We start from the raw sequence: 16,343 nt of genomic DNA, 5'->3' as shown, positions 1-16,343 counted from the left end.
TATTCATGTAATCTACCATTCTTTATGCCAATCTTGACCAGAGCCACCTCCCATGCTGCCAAAACCGCCGATGTCTTTACCGTAATGTAATGTAAAACGAATTCTCACCACATCGCCATCCAATAAATAACTATCTGAAAAACCATAGTTTGGATAATCACCATTTACGCTATACATCCAACCAGAACCATTGGCAAAATCAAATTCACCTAAGCTGTCCATAGTGTAATCGTCTTCCGAAAAACGAGTGGAAACTGGTTCAACAAGCTCTCTTAAATCACTCGGAATCTTTGCATTTTGCATCAAACCAGGTTTACTAATTTCTTTCAGGTAAAAACTGTTGTCCAATGTACCTGTCTTGCCATAAGAGAAGCCATTATTTCTTAATAGCTGATCCAATAAATAAGAGGTCTTCTCATTTTGCCTTATATCCACCTTTGTCGGCGGTATTAAGTAGCCTAAACCAACAGTGGATGCTTCAATACTGATGGTAGCCGTACCTATAACATCCCCATCTTTTACAACTGTCGAATGTACCGTAAAGTTTTCCGTTGTTGAGCGGCCATCGTCATCCCAAATACGAATAACAACCTTGTTCTCTCCTTCTCGCAACGTTAACTTATAACTCGTTTTTGTACTATCATCCCATACGTACGGTACACCTACACCGTTATTACTAACAGCGACCTTATTACCTCGAATACGTTTACCATTAGCATCAACTGGCCAAACATTAAATGTTTTAATATTGCCCTGTACTTGTGCATTGTTCACCAAGTCTGTCTTTAATACTGGAGATTTCGGATCCTTCGGTATTTCTTCCGGAATTGCATTTGGATTTTTATATAATATTTTGAATTGTCGAATTAACAACTCTTCAGAGTACTCGCCTTCTAATGTAATAACATTAGTACCCTCTTTTAACGTGACTTGATAATTGTCATTATCTCCTGGTGATATAGGTGTATCATTTAACGAGATTTGTAAAGGAACTACTTCCCCATTAGCCTCTGCCTTTGCATAAAATTTAAAGGCATCTGTTTCTACTTTTTGATCCTTTAAGTCCGTAGATAATTCAATTTTTGATTTCACTTCACTGTAATTAATTTGAATTTCTCTATTTACTTCTTCCTTTGCTTCACTTGCTCGAATAATTAAATTATTTTTTCCTGCCTTCAAATCAGTTTTATAAGCTGTTCCACCCAATGACTTTATTTGATCTTTATTCAAGGTTACTTCCACTGGAACTGCCTGACCATTTCTTTTTGCGCTTACTGTAAATGTTAAAACCGCTTCATTTGTTTCAATTTGGTCTTGTAAATTCGTATAAATAATAATATCTTTCGTATTCAAAATAACGTTATATGTGCGAGATGCATGTAATTGAACACCATCTTCTCGTTCATAATTAACATCAATCTTAATAGCGTTGTTTCCTTCTTTTAGCTTAATTCCTCCATTAAAATCTTGAATATTCTCTTTGTTCAACGAAACTTTTAACTCTGCTAGTTTTAACTCACTATTTTTGTGCTCAATTGTAAAAAAATAGTTTTCTACTGTAACAATTTCATTATCTACAATGCTTGTTGTGAAAAACTCATTTTCATCCTGTGCGTCTCCAGTAATCTCAACATCAGTTTCACTTTTTTCATTCGTATTATCTTCATCAGAAGCAGGTGAAGACTCATTTTTTGTGGGCTCATCCTCACTTTTCTTAGTATCTTTTTTTGCTTGTGGATTTTCCAGTGTAAGTTGCGCTTGTTCATCAACTTGCTCTTGTTTCTGTTGTTCAGCTTCTTCTTGATCTTGCTGGCCTTCCTCTGTCTGCTGTTCTTGTGCATCACCAGCTAAAGGGACATTAGAATAATTGGAGGCAAGCTCATCTAAAGTAAATTCTGCTTTTGAGTTGTTATGCGCCACACCGGAAAATACTGCTAAGGCTATTAATAGTATGATCAGCATACTATTTACAATAACTCTTAGATTTTTTCTATTTTTGATAAAATTCTTCATATTTCATCCCTCTTTTACTAGTTAATGAAAAAATTTATTAATAGAAATAAATCCTTTCATTAAATAATAAAATTTATGAAGGAGCCCATTTAAAATGGGCATCCTTTTTTTTACATAAATTCAATCTCGTTCAAAGTTCGTTTTAAGATTTTAACCATCTGTGCACGTGTTAAATTACCTCTTGGATCAAATATTTGTTCATTTTTCCCTTGCATGATTTCAAGCGAATTTAGAATTCCAACTGCTTGATGGAATTCTTCATCGATTTGATTTTTATCTTTAAAATTGAGCTTGAGATTAATATCATCTATATTCGTCCCTGTATATTCCATCACTCTGACCATAAAGGCCGCAGCCTGTTGTCTCGTTATCGGTTTATTCGGGTCAAAATTTGAACTTACTTTTGTAATACCAGCCTCGTAAAGCGCTTGTATCTCGCTTTCAAACTCATGTCCCTTAATATCTCTAATTTCAGTATCTTCTGTTGCTCTTAAATTTAAAGCTCGCGCAATTAATGCACCAAATTGACCACGTGTAATAAATTTATTTGGTGAAAAAGTATTAGCAGTAGTCCCTTTAATAACATAACGACTTGCTAAAAATTCAATTTCGTCAGCATTCCATACATTGTCTATATCATCAAAAGTTACAGTTTCTGTTGTATACTCAAACTCAGCGCCTGTATTTGCATAAATTATTACTTTACCATTATTAATTTGGTGTGGGACAGCCTCATACTTGCCATTTACGACTTTTACAATAACGCCTACATTTGTAGATTTAGCAATCGATTGTGTGGATGCAACCGCTACATTTTTCCCTAGTAATTTTGATAAAGGTACAGTTACTTTCACATAGGATTTTGGTAATTCTATTATTCTTTTTAAACTTTTTGATACTTGTTCTTCTATTATTAGTTCAAACCCATATCGATTTGACTGTTTTAATAATTGCTTTGTAATAATGATAGAACTCGTGTCAGAAATTGCATTCAATAGAGCAGCTTTAGGAATTTCAATTAAAATTCCTTCAGAATCCTTCACAACTAGTGTATGAATATCTTTACTATCTAATTGTTTTTGAATTATATCATTTGAGATTTCAAGCTTATTACCATTAGATTGAATGATAAGCTGGTCTGCATTTTTGTCTACAGTTACTTCCTCACCAGAATCAGTAAGTTGGGCGATTTTTGTTTCTAACTGCTGTAAGTTTGCATAATTTGTTACTAATTTTCTCTGTTCAATAGGTAGCGCATTATATGCTGCGCGAATTCTTTCAATAGTTGCCTTATCTTTCAATGTCACATTAGCGACATTCGGCAATTTACTAATTTGAGAAATGACTGATTGTACTTTTGTATTATCTTTTTCTAGTAAAACTATTTGTGCTTCCAAGTTCGTCAATGCAGCTAGATTAGTAACTAGCAATTTTTGTGCAGCTGTTAAGTTTGTATAAGCTTTACGTGCTGCAACAATTTTATCCTTATCTTTTAGTGTGACAGCAGTGATACTAAGAAGTTTATTAATTTGAGTTTCCACTGCTTGTGCTTTTGTTAAATCCGAATTAATCTCACTTATTTTTCGTTCTAACTCCTGTAATTTCGAGTAATTTGTAACACTTTTCCGTTGTTCTACAGTTAGCTTGTTATAAGCATTACGAGCAGCAGTTATTGCATTAGCATCACTCGCTTTCACTTTAGCAACTGTTGGCAATTCCTCAATTTGTTCAATGACTGCCTCAATCTGCTCTGGTCCTCCTAATTTTTTTAACGCGTCCATTTTCACTTCTAGTACAATTAATTTTGATAAATTCAATACAAATTTTTGTGCCTCTAAAGGTAGTGCATCGTATGCATTGCGCACAGTTTTTAATTTAGATTCATCTGCAAGCTTCAATGCTGACTCTAGTGGTAAATCGGAAATTTGTTGATTCACCTCTTTAACAGCATCCAATTGCAGTCTCTCTAACAATTCTTCTAACGTTACAAGATGATCCACATTTTCTACATAGCCTTTTGCTTGGTCGCTTAGATTTTCATATGCCTTACGTGTTGCTTTTACTTTTTCTCCATCTATTAATTGGAGTTGCTTAATTGTTGGTAGGTCTTCAATTTGTTTACTTACCTTCGATGCTTCTTCTTTTGCTTGTTCATCGTTGGTTTCATTTTCTTTAAGAATGGCTATCTGTACTTCTAATGCTTCCAACTTATCAACATTTTCTACATAGCCTTTTGCTTTTACACTTAAAGATTCGTATGCTGCACGGACAGCTTGTACTTTTGCTTCATCTACTACTTGAAGTTGATCCTTTTCTGGTAGTTCTTTTATTTGTTGAGTTACCTTCGATGCTTCTTCTTTTGCTTGTTCATCGTTGGTTTCATTTTCTTTCAGAATGGCTATCTGTGCTTCTAATGCTTCCAACTTATCAACATTTTCTACATAGCCTTTTACTTTTACACTTAAAGATTCGTATGCTGCACGGACAGCTTGTACTTTTGCTTCATCTACTACTTGCAGTTGATCCTTTTCTGGTAGTTCTTTTATTTGTTGAGTTACCTTCGATGCTTCTTCTTTTGCTTGTTCATCGTTTGTTCCATTTTCTTTCAGAATGGCTATCTGTGCTTCTAATGCTTCCAACTTATCAACATTTTCTACATAGCCTTTTGCTTCTACACTTAATGCTTCATATGCAATACGAACTGAATGCACATTTATCTCATCACTTAACGAAATAGCATCAACTTCTGGCAAATTATTTATTAATTGCTCAATCTCAATCGAACTTCCAATATTCCGTATATCTGCTAATGCATTATCAATAGTTGTTTGATCAGCATCAACTGTTGCTAGCACATCTAATCCTCTTTCATAAGCTGCCGCTAACGAAACATTACTTAACAATTCATTACGAGCTGGGCTACTATTAATCACCGCAATGGCTTCAGTTAAGAAGTCTTTGTTGACCTGAGGGAAGAATTGATCATATTCACTACCTCCCATTGCATAACCACCGCCAATATCACTACCGTATGCTACTGTATACTGCACACGCATAATATCACCGTCTAATAAATACTTATCGGCAAATCCTACGTTTGGAAAGACATTATTCACCGCATACATCCAACCTGACATATAGTTAAAATCAAATTCTCCTAATCCATACTCAGTAGGATAAAATTCATCTTCATCAATAGGTGCTCCGTTATGTTCCTCTAACTTATCATGTATAATCTGAGGTGTATTAGGAGATTTTTCGCCTAAATTCCCCTTTAGAACAGAGGCCAAATAAAAACCACTATCTAGTAGCCCTGTATTTGTATAATCAAAGCCATGTTCTTTTAAAACTCGATCCAAATGATAGGCTGCGTTATCTCCTTTAATAACATCCACTTTAACTGGCTCAATTAAATAGCCTAACCCTACAACGAATGCATCCATACTAAATGTAAAGGATCCAATTACATCTCCATCTTGTGCTTCTTTTCGCGTAATTGTAAATGAGCGGCTATGTTCATGATCTTCATGCTTAACAACAATATTGACTTCATTAACACCAACGACAAGGTTTAATGTATAACTTGTTTTCACATCATCGTTCCAGTTAATGTGAACAGGATCGCCGTTGTTCGTTACATGTACATTATTTGTATCTATTTTGACGTCATCTAATGTCCTAGCCCATAAATCGAAGGTCATTTTATCTGCTTTGGTTTCTAAACCGTCTATTAAATCAACTTTTAACGTGATATCTTCTACTTCTTGTGCATAAGCATTGTTATTTTCTAACCCCAATGAAGTTACGGTTGGGAAAAGAACTAACAGTACGGCGAGAAAGCTAAGAAGTATCTTTCTAATGTTAGTCATTGTTTCACTCCTACTTTTCTTACATCATTTCAGCAATATTTAATGTACGTTTCAATACTTTTGCCATTTGTGATCGTTTTAAATTGACTGTTGGTGCAAATTCACCTTTTGTATTTCCAGTCATTATATCTAATGTGTTTAAGATACCAACATCCGCTCGGGCATATTTTGCAATTTTATGTGCATCTGTATATGGTGTACGACTCAATACAGCATCCACATCAAATTTAACATAGCGCAATAAATTAACCATAAGCGATGCTGCTTCCTGTCTGGTTAACTTGCCCTCTGGATTAAAGGTTGCAGGAGAAGTACCTTTTGCTATGCCCGCTTCTACGATTGCTTGTACTTCTTGCTCGTACCACTTACCTTTTGTATCCACAAAATAAGATGTTTTTCCAGAGGCTTGCAATTTCAATGCTCTAGCAATCATTACTGCAAATTGGCCACGTGTAATATCATTATTAGGAGCAAATGTACCATTATCGCTACCTTTGATGACTTGACGATTTGCTAAATATAAAATTTCATCGGCGTTAGAAACATTCCCTATATCTGTAAAGAATATATTATTTGAATTAAACAGGAACTTCCCGCCTTGTTTTAGTTTTATAGTGACTGCCTTATCTGTTGAAACATGTGGAATTGTTGGGTTATCACTACCCACTTCTAGTAAATATTTATCTTTTAATTTTTTACCATTTAAAAAGTAATTATATGGTACTTTAAGTGAAATATAACCATCGTTTAGTTTAATATTGACTTTTTTCTTATTCGTAAGTTTTATTGAGAAATCTACCGTAAAGATTTCATTTTGATAGTCAAACGTTGAAATCTGAAATTTTACAGTTTGTGCATTTTTATTGTTTTGCAACTCTTTTACTAATTGCTCAGTTGACATTGAAAGAGTTACACCGCGTGTATCTTTTACTATAAGATTTTTAATGCCATATTTCTTAATAGAGCTTTGTAGCGTTTCAGCAGGAATAGTGACTGAATATTCACCCGCGGTTTTTGCTGAATGAATTGTTAGTGTTTTCCCATTTACAACCATTTCATCAAATACATCAGAATCAATTTCGTCCTCTAGTTCCTCTTTTTCAAGTGCCTCTTTTTCAAGCACTTTTAAGCGTTCTTCAAGTTTAGTAAGTTTACTATAGTTAGTCACATTCTTTTTTTGATCAGCTGAAAGTGCCTCGTAATAAGCAATAGCTTCTCTTACTTTTTCTTTATCTGCCCGAGTTAACTGCTCGACTTTTGGTAAATTATCAATAAGCCAAATAACATTTGCTACTGTTGTTTCTTTTTTGTCTAAATCCTCTGCTACTTTTAATTTTGCTTCTAGTGACTCTAACTTCCAGTAGTTCGTAATTTGAAGTCTTTGCGTAGCAGTTAAAATATTATAAGCAATACGGGCATTTTCAATCGCAATTTGATAATCTAGCGTAATATTAGAAACATTATAAAGTGAATCTATTGTTTTTATTAAGTTCTCTACTTTCAATTCATCATCATATTGAGACAGCAATCCACTGAGTAGACCTTCTAAAGTCACTAGCTTACTTAAATTAGTTACACTTCGTTGCTCCGGTACAGTTAGACGATTAAAAGCTGCTCTAGCTTGCTTAATCTTATTTTCATGTTCCTTCGTAATACTTCCAACGGTAGGCAATTCATCAATGAGGTTGATAACCTTTTGAATATTGCCATCACTCATATTCCCCATAGTGCTACTCGTTTGAGCATAGAGTGTAACGTCTTCATCTGGCATAACTAAACGTTCATTAGGCATATACGTAGTTCCTGTGCCGTCTTGCTTTGTATTCCATGCAACAAAATCTTTTGCTGATGAGGATGGAATATCAACTACAGCATAAGGTGATACCGTTTTTGATGAAGATTCACCAACTTGATTGCCATCAAAGTAAATTGTATTGTTACTTGCAGTCATATATTGGTATTCGCCATTTTGCATATCACTCATATCATATAAGCTTTTTTCGCTTTTCTTGAAGCGATCATACGCAATAAGTCCATATAATGCTTGGTCTGTGGCCATCGCGTTAACGCTTGTACCAGAGCCACCCCCACCATCATAGCCTGCGGTTACATGCTTAAAGCCCCCCACTTCTGGCGAAGAACCACTACCATTTGCCCAAAATGTTAACAAAGCATCAATCATATTATTTGTCCAAACGCCATCCTCATATTTACCTTCTGTGATAAAATCAACAGTTTGATTGATATTTGGTAACAATATGCTTGTAGCTAAAGGGTCCATGTTCATAGCTGTCAGCGCTACAATTACTTGCACAATACTTTCCGAGTTTATGCTTCCCCAACTATCATATCCACCATTTAAAAGTTGGATTTCTGATAATTTAACAATTGCTCGCTCCACCGCTTGAGCAAACTCTTGATAAGTTGCGCTCGCACCAGTTTGGTCGTAACGACTACTATTGAGATAATATGGTGCAAATGCTTGTAAAGCCATAGCCGTTATATCTGGATCAGGAATGCCACCGCTTAAAGCCCAGCCCCCGTTCGAGATTTCCATATTTAAAATATAGTCAATCATTTTCCCTACCGTATTGACATCATCATTGGATGGATCAGGATATAATTCATAACCACCTGTATCCAATGCAATAATCTCCCAAATCGGTCCATTAATACCTTGACGATATGAAAAACTATGTGATCTTGACAAATATTCTACAAAATCATGACCTGCGACATTGGTAATTGGATAACCTAACGCAGTAAGTGCTAATGTCAAACGAGACCATTCTGTAGACTTATTGCGGTCTAGCATGCCATTTTTATTATCAACATAGGCTTCAATTCTCCCTAAATAATCTGAAAAGTAATTTGCCGGTATGTGATTGATATAATCATAGCCAGTATACATACCTCGAAGTAAATCCATTACCGACCATTCTCCAAATGTACTACCCATCGAAGGTGCAGTTACCGTTTCTAGTATGTAACGTGACGAAGCATTTATATAAAATCCAATGTCTGGCTGCTGATCTTCCCAAAAACGCACATCTAGATTCTCAAAACTTACAGTTGGATCATATGCAGCTGCATTAGCTCGTTGTGGCGTATTGGCAATTACGAGCATAAACATAATAGAAACTAATAATAACTTTTTGAAAGATGCTTGCATGTTTTCACATTCCCCCCTATTAATTTTTTGAATATAATCAAGTGTCGTATTAGGACAACAAAAAAACGCTACCCTAGGAATTGGATAGCGGTAAATAGACGCGACAAAATTAAAATGTTCGTTCTCTATTTGCCGTATAGTCCCTTTATTTCCGAAGTGATTTAATACGATCAGATAAAGATAGGTCTCCTGACTTGTGCATCATTTTACTTTGAGTCCTTCCCATTTACTAGAATATCATTTCTTTCAACAGTGGTTTTTCTCATTTCATCAGCACTTACAGTTGCGGAAACAGTCTCGGTCTTTCACCGAATTCCCTATTAAGCCGTAATGGCGTCTTTATCCTGCAAGATTTATTCAATTAAAAGAAATTCTAACACAAAAATAATTTAAAATATTCGATATATTTAAAAATAGATTGAAATACCTATTAAAATCCCAAATTAATATAATTACCATAAAAGTACAGATACATGTAATTTAATAGATTTATTTTATTAAAGACGACATTAATATTTTTCCTAGGTCCATTTTAACGATAGAAAAATCATTTCCCATTTTTAGTCCATTAACTGTACCGTATGTTTCAATGAAATGATATTTCCTTTCATTTCACAATTCTCCTCCTAGTATCTATCCTTACACCTATGCAAAAGTGAATTCTAGTAAAATAAAAGACCAAAATGAACTACAACTATTAAGAGTTGTCATTTCAATTTGGTCTTTGTATAGATAAAGAGCATAAATTACAGGTTTCTGTGGAAAATATGCTTGATTACATCGATTTGTTGTTCACACGTTAATTTTATGAAGTTAACAGTATAACCAGATACACGAATCGTTGATTATGGATATTCTTCTGATTGCCCCATAGCGTCTAGTAAAGTATCGCTGTTAAGTATGTTGATATTTAAGTGGTGACCTTCTTTTGCTGTATATCCATCAAGAATTGAAGCTAAGTTAGCCCCTTGGTTCACCGCCTCTTTACCTAGTGCTTTCTGTACCATTGAGAATGTGTTAGAAATTCCATATAAAGCATATTCGTATGGAAGCTTAGCTCCAGATGCTCCTTTGTAAGACTTCTAGCGGTAAGAAATTCATCAATGAGCTTGATAACCTTTTGAATATTGCCATCACTCATATTCCCCCATCGTGCTACTCGTTTGAGCATAGAGTGTAATGTCTTCATCTGGCATAACTAAACGTTCATTAGGCATATATGTAGTTCCTGTGCCGTCTTGCTTTGTATTCCATGCAACAAAATCTTTTGCTGATGAGGATGGAATGTCAACTACAGCATAAGGTGATACCGTTTTTGATGAAGATTCACCAACTTGATTGCCATCAAAGTAAATTGTATTGTTACTTGCAGTCATATATTGGTATTCGCCATTTTGCATATCACTCATATCATATAAGCTTTTTTCGCTTTTCTTGAAGCGATCATACGCAATAAGTCCATATAATGCTTGGTCTGTGGCCATCGCGTTAACGCTTGTACCAGAGCCACCCCCACCATCATAGCCTGCGGTTACATGCTTAAAGCCCCCCACTTCTGGCGAAGAACCACTACCATTTGCCCAAAATGTTAACAAAGCATCAATCATATTATTTGTCCAAACGCCATCCTCATATTTACCTTCTGTGATAAAATCAACAGTTTGATTAATATTTGGTAACGATATACTTGTAGCTAAAGGATCCATATTCATAGCTGTCAGCGCTACAATTACTTGTGCAGTACTTTCCGAGTTAATACTTCCCCAGCTATTATAACCTCCGTTAGTTAGCTGGATTTGCGATAATACAACAATTGCTCGCTCCACCGCTTGTGCAAACTCTTGATAAGTTGCATTCGCACCAGTTTGGTCGTAACGACTACTATTGAGATAATATGGTGCAAATGCTTGTAAAGCCATAGCCGTTATATCTGGATCAGGAATGCCACCGCTTAAAGCCCAGCCCCCGTTCGAGATTTCCTTATTTAAAATATAGTCAATCATTTTCCCTACCGTATTGACATCATCATTGGATGGATCAGGATATAATTCATAACCACCTGTATCCAATGCAATAATCTCCCAAATCGGTCCATTAATACCTTGACGATATGAAAACTTATGTGATTCTGATAAACGAGCTACAAAATCATAACCTGCGACATCGGTAATTGGATAACCTAGTGCAGTAAGTGCCAATGTTAATCGAGACCATTCTGTAGATTTATTGCGGTCCAGATTACCATTTTTCATATCAACATAGCCTTCAATTCTTCCTATATAGTCCGTGAAATAGTTTGCCGGTATATAGTTAATATAATCGTAGCCCGTGTACATTCCTCGTAATAGATCCATAACCGACCATTCTCCAAATGTACTACCCATCGAAGGTGCAATTACCGTTTCTAGAATGTAACGTGACGAAGCGTTTATATAAAAACCAATGTCCGGCTGCTGATCTTCCCAAAAACGCACATCCAGATTCTCATAACTTACCGTTGGATCATAAGCAGCTGCATTAGATCGTTGTGGAATACTGGTATTTACGAGCATAAACAGAATAAAAGCTAATAATAACTTTTTGAAAGATGCTTGCATGTTTTCACTTTCCCCCTAATTAATTTTTTGAATATAATCAAGCGTCGTATTTGGACAACAAAAAAACGCTACCCTTGGAATTGGATAGCGGTAAATAGCCACGACAAAGTTAAAATGTTCGAGCTCTATTTGCCGTATAGCCCCTTTATTTCCGAAGTGATTTAATACGATCAGACAAAGATAGGTCTCCTGACTTGTGCATCAATTTACTTTGAGTCCTTCCCATTTACTAGAATATCATTTCTTTCAACAGTGGTTTTTCTCATTTCATCAGCACTTACAGTTGCGGAAACAGTCACGGATTTTCACCGAATTCCCTATTAAGCCATAATGGCGTCTTTATCCTGCAAGATTTATTCAATTAAAAGAATTCTAACACAAAAATAATTTAAAATATTCTATGTATTTAAAAATAGATTGAAATACCTATTAAAATTATTACCACAACACAAATCAACATATTTTAATGGATTTAATTCATTTAACTCAGATACTAAGATTTTTTTCTTACAATATTTTTTCTTATTTATTCGTATTTCATTTGAACTCCCTCTCCTTAATCAACTTAATTTAGCAGTTTATATAAATACATTCATTAAAAATCTTTATAGTTATATTTACATTAATATTCAATCTCATTCACCTCACACTAAGAGCTCTATTGAGGTCGGAGTTACTTTAGAAACAAGTTTGATTATTCATTACTCTAAACCATTGACTTTACTGTATATAAAAAGCTGTCGTTTTGAACAAAGATTGATCAAAATGAAAAATCTCATTTATTTTTAATAACAGTTTTTTATAAAAGGCTCTGTAAAATAACTCTGTGATATTTGAATAAAACGAACGTTTTTAATGTAGAAAAAAATGATTGTGAGTGATACGAATGATCATTAAAGAGGTTGAAAAACAAACACAGCCGACCAATATCATTTAAAAGAGTTTTTCGTTAAATCCCTTAACTCATATTCTGCAAGTGAACCTGTCTTTAAAGAGGTTTCTAAAAAGAAGTATAAAGGTGGATACACTTGTACTCATTGTCATTCAAATAATGCGGTTCGTTTTGAAAATATTCAGTAAAGGGCGGTATGAAAACCATGGAACGTCAACGTTACCGTTGTAAAGATTGCGGTAAATCTTTTACTAATGTAACTAATACACCTTTATATCGTACTCATCTTCTACACAAATGGTTGGATTTTGTCCAGTGTATGATTGATTGAGGGATATTCTCTTCGTAAGGCAACAGAGATGATTGAAATTCACTTCATTACTTTATTCTATTGGAGAAATGGAATATATAGTAATAGGAAAATAAGTATTTAATATTCGATATAGAGGAGGGAAACATATTTTGAAGAAACACTTTGTTTCCTTGCGTTCCAAGTATATTTTTATTAATTGGTTGTTCAGAGGTAGCTTTTAATCCTAATGAAGAACCAGTTGGAAGCCAAAGTAATCCCAATGAAGGGAAGGCCCATCTATATTATCCTTTCCTTTTTCTGAGTATAGAAAATAAGTCTCATCCATTTCTACGATACCTGAAAACTCTTCAAAATCCATTTGCATAGTGCTGAAAGCAAATATGTGGTGGTGAGCCCAACGCTAAATCTGCACAATTATTATTCATGCTTGCTTTCGCGGTCGCGCTCCCAGCACTCGGTATTTTCTAATCCTTCAATTTCATCCGCATAAAAAACTGGATTTTTCCCTGCTTTACGCTGCATTAAGTAATTGTCGAGTACTTTCTTTGCTACTTTCCAAAGCAGTAAAATCGCAATTAAGTTAATGAATGCCATAATACCCATGAATACATCCGCTAAATCCCATACAAGCTGTACTTTTGCTACAGCACCAAAGAAGACAAAGCCAACAACTAAAATACGGAATACATTCAAAATAACTTTAGAATTTTTGATGAACTCGATATTTGATTCACCGTAGTAATAGTTTCCAATAACAGAACTAAAGGCAAAGAAGAAAATCGTAACCGCTAAAACTGCACCTGCCCAATCACCAATACTATCTGATAAGGAAGCTTGAGTTAAATTAATTGATGCTGCATCTGCACTTAAATAAGCATCACTTAATAACACAATCATTGCTGTTGACGTACAAATAATTAATGTATCAATGAATACACCTAGTGTTTGAATTAACCCTTGCTTCACTGGGTGGGACACATCCGCTGTTGCGGCCGCATTTGGCACAGAACCCATACCTGCTTCATTAGAGAATAATCCACGCTTAATTCCGTTTAAGATTGCTGCCCCAATCATCCCTGCGAACATTTCCTCTGCACCAAAAGCAGATTTAATAATTAACGCAAACACATCAGGTACTTCTGTAATATTTAATACAACTACAATTAACGCTAAAATAATATAACCAATTGCCATGATCGGTACTAAATATGTTGTAACTGCAACAATACGACGTAAGCCACCAAAAATAATAACCGCAGTTAACACCGCTAAAATAACACCCATTACTGTACGCGATACACCAAAGCTATCATTGAATGCTATCGAAATCGTATTAGCTTGTACTGCATTAAAAATAAAACCGAAGCAAAGAGTAATGGCAATTGCAAACACAATTCCTAGCCAACGTTTTTTCAAACCTTTTTCAATATAGTAAGCTGGACCACCTCGGAATAATCCGCCCTTGTCCTTTACTTTATACACTTGTGCTAATGTACTTTCAATGAAAGACGACGCACCACCAATTAAGGCAATAAGCCACATCCAAAAAATTGCACCAGGTCCACCTAGGGCAATTGCTGTCGCTACTCCAGCAACATTCCCTGTACCAATACGTGAGGCCGCACTAATTGTAAACGCTTGGAACGAAGAAATCCCCTTCTTGCCATCCTTACCAACTGGCGCCTTTTCAATGATCACACGGAACATTTCTGGAATCATTCTAAATTGTACAAATCGAGTACGTATCGTGAAATATAAACCAATTCCTACAAGCATGTATATTAATAAATATGAATACATAAATGTATTAATTTCACCGACAATGTTTTCAATAAATGTCATCTTTTCTACCTCCTTAAAAATAAGCATACTACAAAAATGTGTTGTCAAAAAAATATTTAAAAATACAAAATATTATTATTTTACTTTACAATGATAGAAATGACGTCATTTAGAGAATAAAAAATACTTCTCGGAGTATTACATCAAATAAATACCCATTAACAATATGTCACAAAACCTCACATACCATACAAAAAAGAGCCACACAATTTACTTGTATGGCCCTTTTCGTATACATATTATTTCTTTCGATTTCTATATAAAATAACGAGCAAAATAAACCAAAGAGGTGTCAGCATTAAAGCCATTCTTGTCGCTTCTGAGATCGCCATAATAATAAGTAAAAATACAAAGAATACCAACACGAAATAGTTCACAAATGGTGTTAATGGTGCTTTGAAAATCGATGTTTTGTGTAATTCCGGATGACGTTTTTTGTAAAGAATATGGGATACTAAAATAATACTCCATACCCAAATAAAACATATGGCACTAATTGTCGTAACAATACTAAATGCATTCTCTGGCATTAAGTAACTAAGTAATGCTCCAACAGATACAACAATTGCAGAAAATGTTAACCCATTTTGCGGTACGCTGTTTTGATTTAATTTCGCGAATGCTTTTGGTGCAAGCTTATGATTTGCTAAACTATAAAGCATACGGCTTGTTGAGAACATCCCACTATTTCCCGCTGAAGCGGCTGATGTTAACACAACAAAGTTAATTAGTCCTGCAGCTACCGGAATACCAACTAACGCAAATACTTGCACGAACGGCGAATTTGCTGCACTTAACGTATCCCACGGGTTGATCGTTAAAATTACAAATAGCGCCCCAACATAAAACAGTAAAATACGTAAAGGAATTTTGTTAATTGCTGATGGAATGTTTTTTTGCGGATTCGCCGTTTCAGCAGCAGATACACCGACTAATTCCATTCCTACAAAAGCAAACACAACCATTTGGAAGGCCATTAAGAAGCCAAATGCGCCATTCGGGAATAATCCACCATGCTCCCAAAGATTTGATACAGCCACTTTCCCTGATTCTGTTTCAAAACCAATTACAAGTAAAACAATACCGATTGCAATTAACGCAACAATCGTAATAATTTTAATGAGCGCAAACCAAAACTCTAATTCACCAAATAATTTTACCGTTAATAAATTTAATACTAATAGAACGACTAAACAAAAAATTGCTGGCACCCATTGTGGAATATCGAACCAATATTGTGTGTACATGCCGACAGCAATAATGTCAGCCATTGCCGTCATGATCCAACAAAACCAGTACGTCCAACCAGTAATATAGCCTGCCCAGTCTCCTAAATATTCTGTGGCGAATTCAGTAAAGGATGAATAGCCACCCTTAGATAATAACAGCTCCCCTAGCGCACGCATAACGAAGAATAATGCGATTCCGACGATTAAGTACGCGAATATAATGGACGGTCCAGCGAGTGAAATTGCTTTTCCGGACCCTAAAAATAAGCCCGTCCCAATCGTACCTCCAATGGCAATAAGTTGCACGTGACGATTTTTAAGATCGCGTTTTAATTGTTGTTGTTCCAAGACAAGTCCCTCCAAATCATATACTTTTGTCTACTATTTTGTAGCGCAAAATAATGAGTATGTCTTCG

The 16,343-nt window shown here is 35.1% G+C and carries 6 protein-coding genes, 2 pseudogenes and 2 riboswitches; of the genes and pseudogenes, 1 reads left to right on the top strand and 7 read right to left on the bottom strand.

Going from position 1 to position 16,343, the window contains the following annotated elements; all coding sequences use genetic code 11:
• Positions 1-12 precede the first annotated feature (12 nt).
• The 5 genes and pseudogenes from MKZ17_RS09370 to MKZ17_RS09350 all read right to left on the bottom strand — a co-directional run bounded on the left by MKZ17_RS09370 (position 13) and on the right by MKZ17_RS09350 (position 11,651).
• Positions 13-2,013 carry a DUF4430 domain-containing protein gene (locus MKZ17_RS09370; protein ID WP_340723473.1) on the bottom strand — a complete coding sequence of 667 codons (2,001 nt, stop codon included), beginning with the start codon at positions 2,011-2,013 and terminating at the stop codon, positions 13-15.
• Between the two features lie 110 nt (positions 2,014-2,123).
• On the bottom strand, positions 2,124-5,882 hold the full coding sequence (locus MKZ17_RS09365) for an S-layer homology domain-containing protein (RefSeq protein WP_340723472.1): 3,759 nt from the start codon (positions 5,880-5,882) through the stop codon (positions 2,124-2,126).
• Positions 5,883-5,901: 19 nt separating this feature from the next.
• Positions 5,902-9,054 (bottom strand): S-layer homology domain-containing protein, encoded by a 3,153-nt coding sequence (locus MKZ17_RS09360; RefSeq protein WP_340723471.1) that lies wholly within the window; start codon positions 9,052-9,054, stop codon positions 5,902-5,904.
• 162 nt (positions 9,055-9,216) lie between these two features.
• A riboswitch (cobalamin riboswitch) is annotated at positions 9,217-9,410 on the bottom strand.
• 390 nt (positions 9,411-9,800) lie between these two features.
• Positions 9,801-10,121: pseudogene (locus MKZ17_RS09355) on the bottom strand (glycine radical domain-containing protein); the annotation flags it as partial.
• Between the two features lie 66 nt (positions 10,122-10,187).
• Complete coding sequence (locus tag MKZ17_RS09350) at positions 10,188-11,651, bottom strand: InlB B-repeat-containing protein (protein WP_340723470.1); 1,464 nt, start codon at positions 11,649-11,651, stop codon at positions 10,188-10,190.
• A gap of 162 nt (positions 11,652-11,813) precedes the next feature.
• Positions 11,814-12,007: riboswitch (cobalamin riboswitch) on the bottom strand.
• A gap of 550 nt (positions 12,008-12,557) precedes the next feature.
• On the opposite strand from MKZ17_RS09350, the pseudogene MKZ17_RS09345 reads away from it, so the two are divergent.
• Positions 12,558-12,965, top strand: a pseudogene (locus MKZ17_RS09345) (transposase); the annotation flags it as partial.
• A gap of 308 nt (positions 12,966-13,273) precedes the next feature.
• On the opposite strand, the gene MKZ17_RS09340 reads toward MKZ17_RS09345, so the two are convergent.
• Complete coding sequence (locus tag MKZ17_RS09340; protein ID WP_340723469.1) at positions 13,274-14,698, bottom strand: alanine/glycine:cation symporter family protein; 1,425 nt, start codon at positions 14,696-14,698, stop codon at positions 13,274-13,276.
• Positions 14,699-14,937: 239 nt separating this feature from the next.
• Positions 14,938-16,275 carry an amino acid permease gene (locus tag MKZ17_RS09335; RefSeq protein ID WP_340723468.1) on the bottom strand — a complete coding sequence of 446 codons (1,338 nt, stop codon included), beginning with the start codon at positions 16,273-16,275 and terminating at the stop codon, positions 14,938-14,940.
• Positions 16,276-16,343 lie beyond the last annotated feature (68 nt).

This window comes from Solibacillus sp. FSL R7-0682 (genome assembly GCF_038005985.1).
Lineage (GTDB): Bacteria > Bacillota > Bacilli > Bacillales_A > Planococcaceae > Solibacillus.
The sequence above is the reverse complement of the archived record's forward strand: the minus strand, read 5'-3'. Positions and strand labels throughout refer to the sequence as shown.

Bases quoted from the DNA above. Each gene is read 5' to 3' on its own strand.
- MKZ17_RS09370 (WP_340723473.1), bottom strand. From the start codon at position 2,013: ATGAAGAATTTTATCAAAAATAGAAAAAATCTAAGAGTTATTGTAAAT.
- MKZ17_RS09365 (WP_340723472.1), bottom strand. From the start codon at position 5,882: ATGACTAACATTAGAAAGATACTTCTTAGCTTTCTCGCCGTACTGTTA.
- MKZ17_RS09360 (WP_340723471.1), bottom strand. From the start codon at position 9,054: ATGCAAGCATCTTTCAAAAAGTTATTATTAGTTTCTATTATGTTTATG.
- MKZ17_RS09350 (WP_340723470.1), bottom strand. From the start codon at position 11,651: ATGCAAGCATCTTTCAAAAAGTTATTATTAGCTTTTATTCTGTTTATG.
- MKZ17_RS09340 (WP_340723469.1), bottom strand. From the start codon at position 14,698: ATGACATTTATTGAAAACATTGTCGGTGAAATTAATACATTTATGTAT.